General features: G+C 71.4%; 13 protein-coding genes and 1 pseudogene. 4 read left to right on the plus strand and 10 right to left on the minus strand.

All coding sequences use genetic code 11. The features are described from left to right. Positions 1-4: 4 nt before the first annotated feature. Positions 5-964 (plus strand): hypothetical protein, encoded by a 960-nt coding sequence (locus tag ACZ7OO_RS05175; RefSeq protein ID WP_471501645.1) that lies wholly within the window; start codon positions 5-7, stop codon positions 962-964. Positions 965-974: 10 nt separating this feature from the next. Here ACZ7OO_RS05175 and nicT read toward each other — a convergent pair whose 3' ends face one another. Continuing rightward, complete coding sequence (gene nicT / locus ACZ7OO_RS05180) at positions 975-2135, minus strand: Nickel transporter NicT (protein WP_471501647.1); 1161 nt, start codon at positions 2133-2135, stop codon at positions 975-977. Positions 2136-2305: 170 nt separating this feature from the next. After that, positions 2306-3253: a lysylphosphatidylglycerol synthase domain-containing protein gene (locus tag ACZ7OO_RS05185; RefSeq protein ID WP_471501649.1), complete on the minus strand. Its 948-nt coding sequence runs from the start codon at positions 3251-3253 to the stop codon at positions 2306-2308. Positions 3254-3399: 146 nt separating this feature from the next. Here ACZ7OO_RS05185 and ACZ7OO_RS05190 point away from each other — a divergent pair, with 146 nt between their 5' ends. Beyond that, the gene (locus ACZ7OO_RS05190; protein ID WP_471501651.1) at positions 3400-3783 is read left to right on the plus strand and encodes a BlaI/MecI/CopY family transcriptional regulator; all 384 of its coding nucleotides are present in this window, start codon (positions 3400-3402) and stop codon (positions 3781-3783) included. Next, a complete protein-coding gene (locus ACZ7OO_RS05195; protein WP_471501653.1) occupies positions 3780-4673 on the plus strand; it encodes a M56 family metallopeptidase in 894 nt (297 codons plus the stop codon). Before ACZ7OO_RS05190 ends, ACZ7OO_RS05195 begins: the two co-directional genes overlap by 4 nt. Positions 4674-4845: 172 nt before the next feature. Here ACZ7OO_RS05195 and ACZ7OO_RS05200 read toward each other — a convergent pair whose 3' ends face one another. Both ACZ7OO_RS05200 and ACZ7OO_RS05205 read right to left on the minus strand, forming a co-directional pair. Continuing rightward, positions 4846-7191, minus strand: coding sequence for a glycoside hydrolase family 65 protein (locus ACZ7OO_RS05200; protein WP_471501655.1), 2346 nt, complete (start codon positions 7189-7191; stop codon positions 4846-4848). Next, a complete protein-coding gene (locus ACZ7OO_RS05205; protein ID WP_471501657.1) occupies positions 7188-7922 on the minus strand; it encodes an HAD family hydrolase in 735 nt (244 codons plus the stop codon). Before ACZ7OO_RS05205 ends, ACZ7OO_RS05200 begins: the two co-directional genes overlap by 4 nt. Before the next feature lie 77 nt (positions 7923-7999). Here ACZ7OO_RS05205 and ACZ7OO_RS05210 point away from each other — a divergent pair. After that, positions 8000-8638: pseudogene (locus ACZ7OO_RS05210) on the plus strand (nucleoside/nucleotide kinase family protein); the annotation flags it as partial. 157 nt (positions 8639-8795) lie between these two features. On the opposite strand, the gene ACZ7OO_RS05215 reads toward ACZ7OO_RS05210, so the two are convergent. The 6 genes from ACZ7OO_RS05215 to ACZ7OO_RS05240 all read right to left on the minus strand — a co-directional run bounded on the left by ACZ7OO_RS05215 (position 8796) and on the right by ACZ7OO_RS05240 (position 17061). Further along, positions 8796-10622, minus strand: coding sequence for a hypothetical protein (locus ACZ7OO_RS05215; protein WP_471501659.1), 1827 nt, complete (start codon positions 10620-10622; stop codon positions 8796-8798). A gap of 51 nt (positions 10623-10673) precedes the next feature. Next, positions 10674-12392, minus strand: a complete 1719-nt coding sequence (locus ACZ7OO_RS05220; RefSeq protein WP_471501661.1) for a hypothetical protein — start codon at positions 12390-12392, stop codon at positions 10674-10676. Positions 12393-12394: 2 nt separating this feature from the next. Then, positions 12395-13297: a carbohydrate ABC transporter permease gene (locus ACZ7OO_RS05225; RefSeq protein WP_471501663.1), complete on the minus strand. Its 903-nt coding sequence runs from the start codon at positions 13295-13297 to the stop codon at positions 12395-12397. Continuing rightward, positions 13294-14205 (minus strand): carbohydrate ABC transporter permease, encoded by a 912-nt coding sequence (locus tag ACZ7OO_RS05230; protein WP_471501665.1) that lies wholly within the window; start codon positions 14203-14205, stop codon positions 13294-13296. Before ACZ7OO_RS05230 ends, ACZ7OO_RS05225 begins: the two co-directional genes overlap by 4 nt. A 117-nt stretch (positions 14206-14322) precedes the next feature. Then, entirely contained in the window at positions 14323-15651 is a 1329-nt protein-coding gene (locus ACZ7OO_RS05235) for an ABC transporter substrate-binding protein (protein WP_471501667.1), read from the minus strand. Positions 15652-15927: 276 nt separating this feature from the next. Further along, a complete protein-coding gene (locus ACZ7OO_RS05240) occupies positions 15928-17061 on the minus strand; it encodes an ROK family transcriptional regulator (RefSeq protein ID WP_471501669.1) in 1134 nt (377 codons plus the stop codon). Positions 17062-17317 lie beyond the last annotated feature (256 nt).

Raw genomic sequence — 17317 nt, forward strand, 5'->3', positions numbered from 1 at the left:
CCCGATGGCGCGAGACCGATTCGCCCCCGACTTCGACCCGGACTGCGGGGACGCCGCCCTCACCTCGGCCCGTCAGGACATCGTCATCGGCCGCTGGCAGGGCCTGAGGGACCTGCTGCGGGCCACCGGCCCGGACTGGCTCGTCCGCGGGCACCGGGTGCGGCTGCTTGCGCAGGCCTGCGCGCGCAGTTCGACGGCGGAGTCCTGGCTGGCCACCGAGCCGCACGGCGCCGACGCGCTGGTACTGCGGGCGGCGACCGAGACGGCCCGGGCGTTCACCCTGGCCATCTCGGCGGGCCGGGGTGCCCCGATGGACCGGTCCAGGATCGACGCCGCCGTGCTGGCCTGCCTGGCGGCCGCGGAGGCCTACCCGCAGGATCCGACCCCCTGGGTCTCCCTGATCTCGGTGGCGCGCCTGTATCCGGCCGGGGTGCGCCGGCAGGAACTCGCCCGCTGGTGGGACGAGTTGCACCGGCGCGACCCGTACAACGTGGAGGGCCATCTCCAGGTGCTCCACTACTACTCCGCACGCTGGCACGGCACGCATGGCCTGATGTACGACTTCGCCCGGGACGCGGCCGGGGTCGCCCCGCCCGGCTGCCCGCTGCCGGTCCTGGTGCAGTACGCCCGCGTCGAGGAGTTCCGTTTCGCCCTGGACGGGGCGAAGGGACAGCAGACCTCGGTGGGTCACGGCCAGCACTGGAAGCACGACGGCGCGGTCAGCGACGTACGGCGCACCTGGGAGCGCTGGATCGCCCAGCGCGGCGAGGAGCCCGTCGCTCCCGGCGAACTGCGTGACCTCAACTACCTGACGCACGCGGCCTGTCAGGCGGGGGTCACGGACATCGCCTCGGCCCTGCTGCGGCTCCAGGGGCGGCGGGCGACCCGCACCCCGTGGTCGTACACCGGCGACGCGGAGAAGCAGATCCTCAAGTGGCGGGCGGATCTGAAGATCCGCGGCTGAGGGGGGCGGCCTACGCCTCGATCTGCTCGGCGGGCCGGGCGAGGCCCGTCGTCCACTTCTCCTCGATGCGGCCCGCCTTCCAGATCAGCAGGGCGATCACCCAGGTGGCGAAGAACAGGCCGACGATGACGAAGCCCACGGTGTTGAGGTCGAGGCCCGAGACCCAGTCCCAGAAGGCGCCGTGCAGGTCCAGCTTGTCGGCGAGGAGGCCGAGGAGCTCCACCGTGCCGATGATGAGGGCGACGGCGACGGACAGACCGGTGATGGTGAGGTTGTAGTAGACCTTGCGAACCGGCTTGGAGAACGCCCACTCGTAGGCGAAGTTCATGAACGATCCGTCGATGGTGTCGAGCAGCGACATACCGGCCGCGAACAGTACCGGCAGGGTCAGGATGGCGTACCAGGGCAGACCGGAGGCGGCGCCGGAGCCGGCCAGGACCAGCAGGGCGATCTCCGTGGCGGTGTCGAAGCCGAGGCCGAACAGCAGGCCCAGCGGGTACATCTGCCAGGGCTTGCTGACCGAGCCGGTGACCCGGCCGAGGAAGCGGTTCATGAAGCCGCGGCTGTTCAGCTGTGTCTCCAGGGCGGCCTCGTCGTAGGCGCCGGAGCGCATCTGCCGGAAGACCTTCCAGATGTCGGCCAGGATGACGAGGTTGATGCCGGCGATGAGGTAGAGGAAGGTCCCGGAGACTGTCGTACCGATGAGGCCGGTGACGTCGTGGAGGTGCGAGTCGTCGTCCTGGACGGGTCCGGCCAGGGTCTTCATGCCGAGCGAGAGCAGGAGGGCGAGGCCGAAGACGATGCTGGAGTGGCCGAGGGAGAACCAGAAGCCGACCGACAGCGGGCGCTGCCCCTCGCCCATCAGCTTGCGGGTGGTGTTGTCGATCGCCGCGATGTGGTCGGCGTCGAAGGCGTGCCGCATGCCCAGGGTGTACGCGGTGACGCCGATCCCGATGCCGAAGGACTCCTTGCCGACGCTGAAGTGCTGCGGCGCGACGATCCCGACCAGGGTGCCCCAGCCGATGACGTGCAGAGCGAGCACGAAGGAGGCCATCCCGCCGACCCTGATCCACTCCTGCCGTGTCATGGAGCCCCGGACACGGTGCCAGGCCGAGCGCTTGGTCTCGGCCTGGGCGGGGAGGGACGGAGCGGAACCAGGGGCGGCCGTCATCGGGAGGTGGCATCCTTCGGTCGAGCTTCGAGCAGCTGCCGTCGGCAGCCTTGTGCCATCATCCCGTACTTGCAATTCGTTCGCATTAAAGCCGGCGACAGACCTTTCCCATGAGAACCCCATGGGATGGTAAAGGGACGGTTGGGGTGATCACTCGGCCGTCAGGCGGGTCACAGCGCCCGGCGCCGGACCAGCACCCCGAGCACCAGCAGGCCGGGCAGCAGCGGCAGCCACATGGTCAGCAACCGGTAGCCGAGCACGGCTGAGGCGGCCGCGGCGGCCGGGGTTCCGGAGGCGGTCAGGGCGAAGGCGAGGGCCGCGTCGAGCGAGCCGAGGCCGCCCGGGGTGGGCAGCAGGGCGGCGGCGCCGCTGGCGGCGAGGTAGAGCAGCGCCACCCGGGCCGGGGACAGCGGGAGTTCGACGGCCTGGGTCACGGCGATGAGGACCAGGGCGTGCAGCCCGGCGAAGGTGACGGAGCCGCCCCACAGCGCGGCCGCGCGGACGGGGCGGGCGTGCAGGGCCCGGATGTCGGCGGCCACGGCGGTCACCGCACCCCGGCAGCGGGCCCACACCCGGACCCGGAGGAGGACGACGAGCAGTGCGGCCGCGGCGGTCACGGCGAGCAGCACGGCCACGGACACATGCGGGATCCGCAGCAGCCCCGGACAGGCCGGGGCGAGGACGGCGATCAGGACCAGGCGGACCACGGCACCGGCGGCGGCCTTGACCGCCAGGGCCGACGCACCACGGCCCGCCGGGAGTCCGCAGCGCATCAGGAAGCGCAGGTTCACCGCGCCCGCACCGAGCCCCGCGGGCAGCAGGTGGTTGGCGGCCGAGGCCGCGAACTGCGCGGCGACCAGGCGCCCGCCGGGCAGCCCTTGGGCGACCGCGCCCTGCTGGGCGAGGGCCGAGGCCACCCAGGTCCCGGCCGCCGCCAGGGCCGCCACGAGCAGCCAGCCCTGGTCGGCGACGGCGAGCCGGAGCGCCCCGTGTTCCACGGTCGGCCAGTGCCGCCGGAGCAGCCAGCCCGCACCGGTCAGCAGGGCGAGGCAGAGACCGGTCTGCCAGTAGACGCCTCGGCGGCCCGTGATGGGCGTGGCGTTCACGTTCGGGACCATCGAGGCACCCACCCCTGTTCCCTTACAGCTCGCAGGACCGTCCTTGAGCTCAGGGACAAACACTGACAAACTAAACAGAATTACTGGTGGAGGCCGCGCAGGTACGTCCATACGAACGGCAGCACTACGCGCTGTAAGGTTGTGCCATGGCTGGCACAGGGTCCCGCGGCAGGGCGGAGCGGCGCAGCGCCGGAGAGCTGGAGAGCGAAGTGCTGGCAGCCCTGTGGGCGACCGAACGCCCGTTGACCCCCGCCGAGATCCAGTCCGAGATCGGCGGGGGACTCGCGTACAACACGGTCCACACCATCCTCAAGCGGCTCTATGACAAAGGGCTGGTGCTGCGGGACGCCGACGGGCGACGCGGTGCCTACCGGCCGGCGAAGAACGCCGCCGAGCTGACCGCCGAGGCCATGCACGAGGCCCTGGACCGGGGGCCTGACCCGATCGCCGCCCTTCAGCAGTTCGTGTCCGGCCTGAGTGCGGAGGAGGAGCGGGCGCTGCGCAATCTGTTCGCCGGGGGCGGGACATGAGGTTCGACGTCTACACCCCGCTGCTGGTCTCCCTGCTGCTGCCGTCGGTCAGTGGGCTGATCGGCCGCCGGGTGGCCCCGGCGCTGGCCGCGCGTGTGCTGACCTCCGCCGCCGCACTGACCGCCGCTGCGACCACCTGGTCCCTGGTGCTGCTGACCGCCGCCCTGCTCGGTGACGCGCCGCCGGTGATCCGGGAGGCCCGCGAGGACGGCCGCCCGCTGACCGACCCGGTGCCCGAGGTGATCGGCGTCGCCGCCTGCCTCACGCTGGCCGTCGTGGTGTGGCGGGTGCAGCGGGCGGTGCGGGCCGAGCGCCGGACCCGGCGGGCGCTGCGCCGGCTGTGCGAGGGGCATCCCGGAGACACCGAGCTGGTGGTGGCCGCCTGCGAGGTGCCGCAGGCGTTCGCGATCCCGGGCCGGCCCGGCCGGATCCTGGTCACCTCGGCGATGCTGAGCGCGCTGGCACCGGCCGAGCGGCGGGTGCTGCTGGCCCATGAGCGGGCCCATCTGACACACCGGCACGGCCGTATGGTGACGGCGGCGACCCTCGCCGCGGCCGCCAACCCGCTGCTCGGCCCGGTCCGTGCGGCCGTGACCTTCCTGGTGGAGCGGTGGGCGGACGAGGAGGCGGCGACCGAGGTCGGGGACCGTGGGACCACCGCCCGGGCGCTGGCCCGGGCGGCGCTCAGCGCGGGCCGGGGCCGCCCGTCCTGCGCCCTGAACTTCACGGACCGCGCGGTCACCCGCCGGATCGCCGCCCTGCAGACCACTCCTCCCCCGCACCTGTGGCTCGCCGCGGCGGCCGTTCTCGCGCTGGGCGCTCTGGCGGCGCTGTTCGCGGTGGACGCGACAGGCGATCTGATCGGTCTGCTCTTCAACGCGCTCACGTGAAGTGCCACGTTTCTACGGGACCGGGGATCTGCGCGACCAGCCACGACGGCACCGCGGACGAACGATCTCGCATCTTCTCGGACTGCGCCGCAGGGCTGCGGATGCGTTGCAGAGTGCCGGTGGGTTGTGGCCGGTCGCGCAGTTCCCCGCGCCCCTTGCGGGGCGCTGCAGCTCACGCCGGTCGGGTCGGCGCCCGATGTGGCGGTTGTTGCGGTGTCGGTCCCGGGCGCACCGGGGGTACCGCGCGCACCGCAGGACCGTCCGTGCTGACCGTCAGCGGCTCCCCGTGGTGGTGGAGGGTGAGCGGCGGGCCGTCGAGGAGCGAGTACGTCGCCTTGTCGGCGCCGATCTCCACACGCAGTCTGCTGCCGCGCAGTTGCAGGGTGAAGGCGAGGCGGCGCAGCCGCTCGGGCAGCCGGGGCGCGAAGCGGGCGCCGTCGTCGTAGTGGCGCAACCCGCCGAAGCCCGCGACCAGTGCCATCCAGGTACCGGCGAGGGAGGCGATGTGCAGTCCGTCGCGGGTGTTGTGCTCCAGGTCGTCGAGGTCCATCAGCGCGGCCTCGGCCGTGTAGGCGTGGGCAAGGGTGAGGTGCCCGGCCTGGGCGGCGACGACGGCCTGGCAGCAGGCGGACAGGGAGGAGTCGCGTACGGTCAGCGGCTCGTAGTAGGCGAAGTTGCGGGCGATGTGCTCCTCGTCGAAGAACGCCCCGCAGGTGTACATCGCCAGCACCAGGTCGGCCTGTTTGACGACCTGTTTGCGGTAGAGGTCGAAGTAGGGGAAGTTCAGCAGCAGCGGGTACTGCTCGGGACTGGTGTTCGCGAAGTCCCACCGCTGGTAGCGGGTGAACCCGGCGTGCTGTTCGTGGACGCCCAGTTCGTGGTTGTAGGGGACGTGCACGGAGTCGGCGGCGTCCCGCCAGGCGGCGCTCTCCTCCGCGTCGACGCCGAGCGCCGCCGCCTGGCGCGGGTGGCGTTCGACGGCGTCGGCGGCGGCCAGCAGGTTCGCCCTCGCCATCAGGTTGGTGTACGTGTTGTCGTCGGCGACCGCGCTGTACTCGTCGGGGCCGGTGACGCCGTCGATGTGGAAGGCGCCGCGGCTGTCGTGGTGCCCCAGCGAACGCCACAGGCGGGCGGTCTCCACGAGCAGTTCGACACCGGTGTCCCGTTCGAAGTCCACATCGCCGGTGGCGGCGACATAGCGGACCACCGCGTCAGCGACGTCGGCGTTGACGTGGAAGGCCGCGGTGCCGGCCGGCCAGTACGCCGAGCCCTCCGAGCCCGCGATGGTCCGCCAGGGGAACGCGGCGCCGTCCAGTCCCAGCTGGGTGGCCCGCTCACGCGCGGCGGGCAGGGTGTTGTAGCGCCAGCGCAGCGCCTCGGCGACGGCGTCGGGGGCGGTGTGGGTGAGCACGGGCAGCACGAACATCTCCGTGTCCCAGAAGGCGTGCCCGTCGTATCCGGAGCCGGTCAGCCCCTTGGCGGGTATCGCGCGCTGTTCGGCGCGGGCCCCGGCCTGCAGCACATGGAAGAGGGCGAACCGGACGGCCTGCTGGACCTCCTCGTCACCGTCCACCTCCACGTCGGCGCGGGACCAGTAGTCGTCCAGGTAGCCGCGCTGTTCGTCGGCGAGGCCCGGCCAGCCCTCGTGCGCGGCGGCCGCGAGCGCCGCATCCACCTGGTCGGCCATGGCGGGCAGCGAACGCACCCCGGACCAGCCGTGGGCGACGAACTTCTCCACCCGCAGCCGCTCCCCCGGCTCCAGCACGGAGGTGACGGTCAGCCGGGCCACATCGATGTCGCTCTCGGCGTGCGTGGTGGTCCGCCCGGGACCCGCGACCGTGTGGTCGGCGGCGACCGCGACCCGCAGGCCGCTGCGCCGGGTGCGGTGCACCAGGCGCAGCCGGCGCCCGGCGGCGAAGCCGTCCTCCTGCTCCAGCGGTGACTCCAGGGCCGCGGCGGCACGCGGGTCGCCGTTCGCCCCGGGCAGCTGCTCGTTGGCGACCAGCTCGGACTGGATGACGATCCGGCAGCGCCGGTCGACGGCCTCCACCTCGTAGGCGACGGCGGCCACCGCGCGCTGGGTCAGCGACACCAGCCGGGTCGAGCGCACCCGCACGGTGGACCCGGCCGGCGAGGTCCACTCACAGGTCCGCTCCAGAACGCCCCGGCGCAGGTCCAGCACCCGCTCATGGGTGACGAGGCGGCCGTAGCGCAGGTCGAAGGGCTCGTCGTCGACCAGCAGCCGCAGGATCTTGCCGTTGGTGATGTTGATGACGGTCTGCCCGGACTCCGGATAGCCGTAGCCGGCCTCGGCATACGGCAGCGGATGCACCTCGTGCACGCCGTTGAGGTAACTGCCCGGCAGACCGTGCGGCTCGCCCTCGTCGAGGTTGCCGCGCCAGCCGACATGCCCGTTGGACAGCGCGAACACCGACTCGCTCTGCGCGAGCACATCGAGGTTGAGCTCGGTCTCGCGGACCGCCCATGACTCCACGGCGTACGACCGGTGGGTGATCACTCCTTGCCTCCCAGTTCGGCGAGGTCCTTCACGACGGTGTCCGCGCCGTGGGCGTACAGGGCGTCCGTCTGCCCGACGCGGTCCACGCCGACGACGTACCCGAAACGGCCGGCTCGACCCGCGTCCATGCCGGCGAGGGCGTCCTCGAAGACGGCGGCGTGGGCGGGCTCGACGCCGAGGTCGTGGGCGGCGGCAAGGAAGGTGTCGGGGTGCGGTTTGCCGGGCAGATGGCGCTCGGTGGCCACCACCCCGTCGATGCGGACGTCGAAGAAGTGCTCGGCGCCGATCGAGCGCAGCACGTCACGGCAGTTGGCGCTGGAGGAGACGATCGCGGTGCGCAGTCCCCGCGCGCGGACCGCCTCCAGGTAGCGCAGGGTGCCGTCGTAGGCCTCGACGCCGTCGGTGTGGATCTTCTCCAGGAGCAGTTCGTTCTTGCGGTTGCCGAGGCCGTGCACGGTGGCGGCGTCCGGCGGGTCGTCCGGGGTGCCCTCGGGCAGGTGGATGCCGCGGGAGTCGAGGAAGGCGCGGACCCCGTCGGCGCGGGGGCGCCCGTCGACGTATTCGTCGTAGTCGGCGACCGCGTCGAAGGGCCGCTGCCCGTCGTAGCCGCGCAGGAAGGCGTCGAAGGTCTCCTTCCAGGCCGCCGCGTGCACGACGGCCGTCTTGGTGACGACCCCGTCGAGATCGAAGAGGCAGGCCTGGATGGTGTCGGGCAGACCGAGTGCTGTCATGTCCGGCATCTTCCCCATCCGGAGGCTTCAAGGGGGTGGCACACACCACATCCCGGGTGCGATGTCACACTTTTTGCGTGCCGCTGACTTTCGACGACCTCCTCGACCGGGCCCGTTCACTCACCGGACGCGGTCCGCGCGCGATCCTGGGCATCGCGGGCGGCCCCGGTGCCGGCAAGACCGCGCTCGCCGAGCGTCTGGTGCGCGAGTTGAACGGCTCCGGCGAGCCGTGGGTGGCGCAGGTACCCATGGACGGCTTCCATCTGGCCGACGTCGAACTGGACCGGCTGGGCCTGCGGGACCGCAAGGGTGCGCCCGCGACCTTCGACGCCGCCGGGTACGCGGCGCTGCTGCGGCGGCTGCGCGAGGACACCGACGAGGTGGTGTACGCGCCGGGCTTCGAGCGGGTCCTTGAGCAGCCGCTGGCGGGCGCGATCCCGGTGCCGCCGACGGCCCGGCTGGTGGTGACGGAGGGCAACTACCTGCTGCTGACGGACGGCCCGTGGGCGCGGGTGCGGCCGGCCCTGGACGAGGTGTGGTTCTGCGAGATCGACGAGGCCGAGCGGATACGGCGGCTGGTCGCCCGGCACGAGGAGTTCGGCAAGGGGCACGAGCAGGCGGTGGCCTGGGTGGCGGGCACCGACCAGCGCAACGCCGACCTGGTCGCGGCGACCCGGGACCGGGCGGACCTGGTGGTGCCGGAGACGGCGCTGCCCGGGCCGTATGACGCGGACAGCCGTGGCCCCGGCTGGGGGGTGTCCGGCGGATCGGGTCGGCCGGGAGGGACTGCGCTTCTTGGCCGAGCCGAGAACCCGGCCGAAGGGGGAGCGTCGGCGACCGACGACAACTCAGCCGTGTGAACAACGCTGCGAGTCAATACACCTGGCAACTGGTGAGGGCGAGGCCGGGATCGCCGTGGGGGTCCTCGGTTTCGATGACGGCGGTGAAAGCCTCGGTGTGCACGGTCAGGTCGCCTTCGAACGACGGCGTGAAGTCTCCGCCGGGTCCGTACCGTACGGCGAACACATGCAGGTGCTGCGGTGCGCCCGGCGCCGGTTCGGCCTCGTACGCGGTGGAGGTGACCAGGTGGCGCCAGCCCTCGTCGGGGTTGCCGTAGCCGCGCGGGTCGGCGGCGAGGGCGAAGGCGGCCTGCTCCTGGGTGAGTTCGGCGCGGGCGTCGAAGTGGTCGGCGCCCTGCTGTGCGGGGTGGGTGAGGCGCAGCGCGCCCGCGGCGGCGATCTCGGCCTCGGCGACGCGGCGCACCCGGTCGCCGTCGTCCGCCGCGTACGGCAGCCCGGCCAGCAGGTACGGCCTCCCGTCGAGGCGCTCGACGGCCACCGTCACCCACAGGCGGGTGCCGTCCGTGACATACAGGGAGCGCACCTGGCGCAGCACGTGGTCGCGGCCCACGACCGGCTTGCTGACCAGCTTGGCGGCCAGGCCGTCGGCGCGGACGTCCCGGACCCGGACCACGCCCATCGGCCGGCAGTACAGGAAGCCGTCCAGGACCGGGCCGAAGCCGTGCTGCCGGTTCACCGCCGCCGGGAGGTGGTAGGTGCCGGCCGCCTCGATCAGTGACGGGGTCATCCGGTGGTCGAAGGCCACCGAGACCGTGCCCGCGCGGAGCTGGTGGCGGGCCGGGACCGCCGAGGGGGTGCGGTGCCAGGGGGTGGTGTCCTGGATCTGCCAGACCAGCATCCAGGCGAAGTGCCCGTCGACACCGCCGTTCGCCTTGACCGCGTGCCGGCCCCAGTTGGTGTCGCCCCGGTAGCGGCCCAGGTCGGCGCCGATCCGGGCGCCGAAGTAGCGCAGCCCAAGGACGGCTTCGAAGCCGGAGTGCTGTTCGCTGTAGCGGGGGCCGCCGTTGTCGAAGCCGCCGTTCGGCAGGCGGGCGTCGAGGTAGCGGGCGAGCGCGTCGCCGTCCTCCGCGAACATGGCCTCGTCGCTGATCCGGTGGGCCTGGGCGAGGAAGGACAGCGAGATCGGGCCGTAGTTGTTGTCGTAGGCGCCGCCGTGCTCGGGGGGCAGCAGGGCACCCCGGTCCAGGACGCGGTGGGCGCGGATCTCGTCGGCGTACAGGGCCAGCGCCCGCCCGCGGACCTGCTCGCCTTCCCCGGCGGGAAGATGGCGGGCCAGCATCAGCCCGCCGACCACGCACCCGATCGCCTGGTTGCCGGCTTCCTGCGGGTTGAAGAAGGTGGCCTCGGTCAGCCAGCGCCAGTACCCGCGTCCCAACTCCACCAACGCCATGCGCTGTTCGCCGTCGACCAGGCCGTCCGCGAGGTCGAGGATGTCGACGGCCTGGAGCAGCGCCCACACCGTGCTGGGCCAGTCCCCGATCGGGTGCGCGCCCGGCGCCAGGACGTAACGGGCGTACGGGAGACCGGAGTCACGGACCGTCAGGTTCGGGTAGCCGGGGTTGTCCTCGGTGTAGACGCGCTCGCGCAGATGGAAGGCGAGGCTGCGGTGCACGGCCTCCGGCAGCCGCGGGTCCTTGGCGCGCTGCCAGGCGAGGGCCAGCAGGGAGGTGACGCCGAGGGAGGTGTCGCCGATGTCGTCGTCGGTGTCGGGATGTTCGAGGCTGCCCTCGGGCGTGAGGCGGGCCAGGGCCTGCTCCACGACGTCGGCGAGGACCGCGTCGTACGCCTCGGGGGTGGACGGCAGGTCGTGCAGCGGGCCGAGCTGGCGGAGGAGGTGCACGGGTGGATCAGCCCTTCATGCCGGAGGTGGCCATGGCGTGGGTCGTCGGGGTCAGAGGACAGGTGCGGGGTGGCGGGCGCGCAGTGTGACGCTCAGTGTGTGAGGGCCGTGCCCACCGATGTAGACGCGGTTCCCGGTCGTCGCGTCTGTGCCGCCCACCACGGTGTGGTCCTGCCCCGGGTCGTACCGCAGTACGTCGCTCCGGTCCGGCCCGGCAAGCGGTTCGCCTGCCTCGACGCCGACCTCGACCCGGATCTCGTCGTCACCGGCCCGGTAGGTCGTCGACCCCCTCGTCAGGCACCAGCGTCCGTCGCCGATCGGTACTGCGCCCTCTGGCACGCCACCCGGCCGGAAGGTCAGTTCGAGGGCCCAGGGCACCCTCGGTCCGCTGATGTCGATCCGCAGGTCGGCGCCGTCCTCCCGCAGGTCCACCTCGACGCGGGTCGTGTGTGAGACCTCGTCCACAGGCCGGTCCGGGAAGGCCATCGCGGCCGAGAAGCGCCCCTCGTCCGCCATCCGGTAGGCGCCGTCGTCCCGCCTCCGGTCCGGCGGGAGCGGCTGGTAGTAGGCGGCCGTGAGGGTTTCGGTGAGCCGGTAGCGGTTGCCGGCGAGCTGTTGCATGCCGGCGGCGCGGAACGGGCCCAGGTCGAAGAAACCCCGCGAGAGACGGACCGCGTCGAGGACGGCGTCGCCGGCGAACAGGCGCATGAAGGTGGGATTGCAGGCGAGGCCCGAGCGGATGCGCCGGTGCTCGGGCACGTCGGAGCCGCCGTACACCACCGTGTGCGCGATGGCCGAGGCGCGTGCGGCGAGGCACGCGGTGGTGATGTACCGGTCGCGCGGAAGTGGCTCCGCGGCCGGGGCCGGCAGGGCGCGGCACAGGTCCGGGGTGAGGAGGGTCTCGGCGAGCAGGTCGGGGTCGTCGATGCCGCCGGCCGCCGCCAGCCGCGCCGCCCGGCTGAAGTCGCCCCGGCCGGTGCGGATCGCGAGCAGCCGGTAGTGCGGCAGATAGGGCGCCAGTGGGAACGGGTGGTTCTGGTCCTGCCGTCGCGAGTGGACGGTCTCCACCGTGCCGTCCGGCCTGATGAGGTCCAGGGTGGTGGCGAGATTGTGTTCGACGGCGTGCAGCAGGTCGGTGCGGCCGAGCACGTCGGCCAGCAGCAGCAGCGACGGGTTGGACACGTGGGCCGCGTAGTTGGCGCTCCGTTCCGAGTACAGGCCCTCCGCGTCGATGTCGACGCCCTCGGCGAGCCACTCCTCGACACGGTCGAGCAGCCGGTCGTCGGGGAACGACCGGTGCAGCCGGGCCAGCGCCGCGCACAGCTCCCAGCGGTGGTTCGGGGTGTGCACCCCACCGGTCAGGAGACTGCCGGAGGCGGCGCCGGCGATCTCGGCGAGCGCGGACGTGACGTCGCGCAGTTCGGGCCCCGCGCCGGCGGCGAGGACGTGCGCGTCGCACACGTCGTTGACGGTGAAGGCGGAGTCCGGCGGTGACTGCACGTTGTCGCCGCCGGTGAAGAAGCCGGTGCTGGTCTGCGCGGCCCGCAGGGCGCGGAGGTGGGTCATCGTGGCGGCGATGGCCTGCCTGCTGCCGTGCAGTTCCGAGTCGGGGGAACGGTATGCCGCGACCAGAGTCTTCACCCGCCGCGCCAGACCACGGTGCGGCACGCCGGCGGGTTCCTCGTCGGGGCCGGCCGCCAGCGGGGCGGCCAGCCGGTCGGCGGCACGGGCCACCGCGCGGACGAACTCGTGGTCGAGCGGGATGGGCACCGTCAGTCCTTCAGTCCGGCGTTGATGTCGGCGCTCATGACGTAGCGCTGGAAGACCAGGAAGACGACGATCAGCGGGATCATGGAGATGACCGATGCGCCGAGCAGGACCGACCAGTTGATGTTCTGCGCGCCGACGATGCTCTGGATGCCGATCTGCACGGTGAACTTGTTGGGGTCGTTCAGCATCAGCAGCGGCCAGATGTAGTCGTTCCACCGCCACTGGAAGGACAGGATGGCGAGGGTCAGCATGATGGGCCGGGAGAGCGGCACCATGATCCGCAGGAAGATCGACAGTTCGCGGGCGCCGTCGATGCGTGCCGCTTCCACGAGCTCGTCGGGAACCGTCAGGAAGAACTGGCGGAACATGAAGCATCCGGTCGCGGTGAGCACGGCCGGGAGGATGATGCCGGCGAACGAGTTGTAGAGGCCGAGGTTGCGGACCACCAGGAACTCCGGGGCGAGCATGACCTCGGACGGCAGCATCGTGGTGGCCAGGATGCAGATGAAGAACGCCTTGAGCCACCTGTTGTCGTACTTGGCCAGCGCGTACCCGGTGCAGCAGCTGGCTCCCACCGTGAGGATCGTCGTGATCACGCACACGATGGTCGTGTTGATGAAGTACTGGGAGAAGTTGGCACTGCGCCACGCCGTCAGGTAACCCGACAGGGTCGGGTTGTGCGGAACCAGGGTCAGCGGATAGGAGAACAGATCCCCGGCCGGTTTGAGGGAGCTGACGATGAACCACAGCACGGGCAACCCGTAGAGGCACGCCAGGATCCACAGCAGTGTCGTCGCGGACACCGCCCGCCGGAGCCCACCGCTGCCCGCGCTGCGCGGCCGCTTCTTGGAGACGGCTCGTCCCGGACCGGAGTCGACCGGACGGGGCATGTCTGTGGTTGTCATCGGTTCTCCACCCGTCGGTTGACGATCAGCTGGATGATCGCGACGGCCATCAGGATGAGCATGAGCACGAACGACGCGGCGCTCGCGTAGCCGATCTGGCCCCGTTGGAAGCCGGTCTGATAGATGTACTGGACAAGCAGGTTGTTCGACGTTCCGGGTCCGCCGTTGTTGAGGGAGACGAACAGCGGATATTCCTTCATCGCGTTGATCGTGTTGAGCAGGATGACGATGAACGAGGTGGGCGCGATGCTCGGCAGCGTGATGCTGATGAACTGGCGCCAGGGGCCGGCGCCGTCGAGCGAGGCCGCCTCGTAGTACGACACCGGCACGTTCTTGATCGCCGCGATGAACAACAGCATCGAGAAGCCCGTCCAGGCCCAGGATGCCGCCATCACCACCACCAGCAGCGACAGGTCCGCGTTCGACTGCCACGGAACCGCGTGCCCGCCGAGCTTCTCGATGACGTAGTTGACCAGTCCGAAGTTCTCACCGAACAGCCAACGCCACAGGACACCCACGACAATGGGCGACAGGAGCCACGGGATGAAGAACACGACGCGGGCGACCGGCGCGCCCTTGGCGTGCTTGCTCACCACCACGTTGGCGATGAGCAGCGAGAGCGCGAAGTTCAGCGGAACGAAGAGGACGGTGTACAGCAGCGTCCGGGCCAGCGCGTCGTAGAAGGTGGAGTCCCCGAACAGGTTGCGGTAGTTGTCCAGCCCGGTGAACTGGAACGCCCCCACGCCCGTGTAGTTCGTGAAGGAGTAGACGAGCCCGATCACCGCAGGCCAGGCGAAGAACAGCGCGAAGAGCACCACATTGGCCGCAATGAGGACGAGCGGCGCGATGGTGTAGGTGCTGCGTCGCCTGGGCGGGCTCCCGGACACGTCCGAGGCGCTTTTTGTCATCTTCCTGACTCCGTGCTGGTGGAATGGATTGCTGTGGGCTCACGCCATGAGCCCGGCATCAGGTGGGCGTCCAGGGCCGGGCGGCGGTGTCTCGACACCGCCGCCCGGCCCTGTGGCCTACGATCCGCCGCCGACCTGCTGGTTGTAGCCGTCCACGATGTTCTGCAGAGCCTTGTCGGCCGACTGCTGGCCGTTGATCGCCTTGCCGAGCTCCGTCTTGGTCGGGTCGGTGGTGAGGCTCTTGCCCTTCAGCACCCAGTTCGTCTGCGCGCCGTTGAAGTAACCCGAGATCGGGGCGTAGAGCGGGATCTCCTGGTTGTACAGCTTGAACGCCGCCTGCGCCGCGTCGGAGGTGAAGGGGTACTTCGGGGTCAGACCGCTCTCGACCGGGAGGAACCCGGAGGTCTCGACCAGCTCCGTGTACTGCTTCGGGTCGTACACCCAGGACATGAACTTCTTCGCGGCGGTGGCCGCGGCGCCGTTGTTGTTGAAGCCCACCATCATGCCGCCGCTGTTGACGTCACTGGCCTGCACCGGCTGGGCGGGAGTCGGGACGCTCGCCCAGTCGAACTTCTTGATGCTGTCCGCGAAGGCGGCGACCTGCCAGACACCGGACCAGTAGGCGACCACGTCACCGCTCTGGAACATGGCCGACGGGTCGGCGCCGCTGGTCCACACCGACTTCGGCATGGTCTTGTCGTCGTTCAGTCCGACGAAGTAGTTCACGGCCTTCTTGGTCGCGGCGTCCACCGAGAACTTGCCGGAGGAGTCCGCGTGGACGTACTTCCCGCCCATCTCGTACACCATGGCGCGGAGCCGGGACGGCGACTGGTCGAACGTCAGGGAGTACTTGGCGCCGGTCTTCTCCCGCACCTTGTTCGCCGCCGCGATGAACTCGGTCCAGGTCCAGGTCTTCGAGGGCGAGGTCGGGACGGAGACTCCGGCCTTCTTGAACAGCGTCTCGTTGATGAACAGGCCGGACGCGGTGACGTCCGAGGGGATGGACAGCACCTTCCCGGACGAGTCCTTGGCGAGGAAGTTGGCGTTGATGTTGTAGCTCTTGTCGTTGGCGATGGAGCTGAGGTCGATCAGCTTGTTCGACCAGATCGGGTCAAGGGCCGGCACGTCGGCGACGTCGGGCAGCGAGTTCGCCTGCGCGGCGTTGTGCAGCTTCGTCGGGTAGCCGTCGTAGGGGATGTTGACGAGTTTGACGTCGACGCCCGTTTCCTTCTTGTACTGCGCCACGAGCTTCTTCCAGCCAGCGTCCTGCCCCGGAACCGTGGAGATCCAGAACGTCAGCGACTTGGAGGTCCCGCCCGAGCCGGACCCCGACCCGCAGGCGGAGAGCAGCAGGGCACCTGCCGTGGCCACGGCAGCGAGGGGAACCAGGCGGCGCATACCGCCGCGGCCGAGTCGGCGGGAGCGCCGCACACCCACAGTGGTCATCTTCGATCCCATTTCGTTCGTAGGGACGGAGCACGGCGCCGACCGAGGCGGCACGGGTGCATTTTGAAGGAAAAGTCGCTTTCCGGGGGCGCGGCCTCGCCCGGCCGCATCGTCCACGCGGGGCGAGATCCCCGGCCGTCCTGGCCGTCACCGCACGGGCACGCCCTCGTGCGGTTGCCGTACGTCGTGTACGGGCTGGGAGGCTCACCCCAAGCCGGCGTCCCGGCCGACTTAGAAAGCGCTTGTCCGGACATTGGCAGACCGACTTGGAGGCCGTCAATCCTTCGCCTGCGCGCCTTCGGTCACGTTTTGGACTCCCTTGGCCACCGCGAGCCGGGCCGCGCCCACGACGGTACCGAGATCGCCGATCTGGCTGCTGACCACCTCGGTGGGCCAGCTCAGCCGCCCCAGTTCGGCCCGCACCCCGGGCAGGAGCTGGGGATCCGCGCCGGTGCTGCCGCCGAGCACGATCAGCCCCGGGTCCAGTACGGCGGCCACGGCGGCGGCCAGCCGGCCCACGTCGGCGGCGTGCCGGGCGACCAGGGCACGGGCGGGCTCCAGTCCCTCGGCGGCCAGCGCGAAGAGCCGGTCGGCGGTGCGGGGGCGCGGGCCGTCGGCGGCCCGCCAGGCCTGGGCGGCCCGGCGCAGCAGGGCCTGTGAGCCGACGTAGGCCTCCAGTGCCTCCTGGCGCGGCTCCCGGTCGTCGTCCCAGGGGTAGGGCAGCCTGGCGAGCTCACCGGCCGCCCCGTTGGCCCCGCGCAGCACCTGGCCGCCGATGACGATGCCAAGACCGATACCGACCCCGATCCGCAGATAGCCGAAGCTACGGCGGCCCCGGGCGGCGCCCTCGTGGAGTTCGGCGAGGGCGGCGCAGTTGACGTTGTTCTCCAGGTGGACGGGGACGCCCGGCGGCAGCGCGACGGACACCGCGTCGAAGACCGGTCCGGCCTTGGCGGTCGCCGGGCGCATCCCGCCGCCGGTGCGGTCGGGGGCGGTGACATCACCGACGGCGACCACGATGGCCCGCAGTGGGGCGCCGACGGGCAGCGCGGCCAGCGCCTCGCGGACCGCGTCGGCGGCCCGGGCCCGCGGGGTGGCCGCCTCGGCGAGCAGGGTGCCGTCCAGGGCGCAGCCGTGCACCCGGGTGCGGGCCGGGCCGAGGTCGACGGCGAGGACGGATCCGGAGGCGGGCCCGAGCCCGTAGACGACGGCGGAGCGGCCGGTGCCGCTGGACGCGGTACCGGAGCAGGCCGCCAGCCGTGCGCCCTCCAGTTCCGCGACGGCAGCGGAGACCGTCGGCTTGGACAGGCCCGCGAGGCTTGCGAGCTGCGGCCGGGTGGCGCTGCCGGCCCGGGCCAGCACGGCGAACACCGCGCCGGCGCTCTCGGTGAGGCGGGGGGCTTCAGTCACGACGTGTTCCACAGTTCCCCCATGGGTCAGGGGCCGCGCTCCCCGTGTGGCGGGATGCGGCGATGCGATGCCCTCGTGCCGCGCGGCCCCGCCCTGCGGCGGCGTCCCGTTGATCGACTGCGCGACAACTCTTGACGCACTGTACTTCGTTAGTTAACTTCCTAACGAAGTACACGGTACTCGCCTGCCGTGCCCCGAAAGAAGCCCGTCCCGGGGCTTCCCGATTCGCTCAACTCCTGTTCGGCCAGGCCCGGTT

The organism is Streptomyces sp. NPDC111744, assembly GCF_055634995.1.

Coding starts and splice junctions, on each gene's coding strand:
- ACZ7OO_RS05175 (WP_471501645.1), top strand. CDS start 5: ATGGCGCGAGACCGATTCGCCCCCGACTTCGACCCGGACTGCGGGGAC.
- nicT (WP_471501647.1), bottom strand. CDS start 2,135: ATGACGGCCGCCCCTGGTTCCGCTCCGTCCCTCCCCGCCCAGGCCGAG.
- ACZ7OO_RS05185 (WP_471501649.1), bottom strand. CDS start 3,253: ATGGTCCCGAACGTGAACGCCACGCCCATCACGGGCCGCCGAGGCGTC.
- ACZ7OO_RS05190 (WP_471501651.1), top strand. CDS start 3,400: ATGGCTGGCACAGGGTCCCGCGGCAGGGCGGAGCGGCGCAGCGCCGGA.
- ACZ7OO_RS05195 (WP_471501653.1), top strand. CDS start 3,780: ATGAGGTTCGACGTCTACACCCCGCTGCTGGTCTCCCTGCTGCTGCCG.
- ACZ7OO_RS05205 (WP_471501657.1), bottom strand. CDS start 7,922: ATGACAGCACTCGGTCTGCCCGACACCATCCAGGCCTGCCTCTTCGAT.
- ACZ7OO_RS05225 (WP_471501663.1), bottom strand. CDS start 13,297: ATGACAACCACAGACATGCCCCGTCCGGTCGACTCCGGTCCGGGACGA.
- ACZ7OO_RS05230 (WP_471501665.1), bottom strand. CDS start 14,205: ATGACAAAAAGCGCCTCGGACGTGTCCGGGAGCCCGCCCAGGCGACGC.
- ACZ7OO_RS05235 (WP_471501667.1), bottom strand. CDS start 15,651: ATGACCACTGTGGGTGTGCGGCGCTCCCGCCGACTCGGCCGCGGCGGT.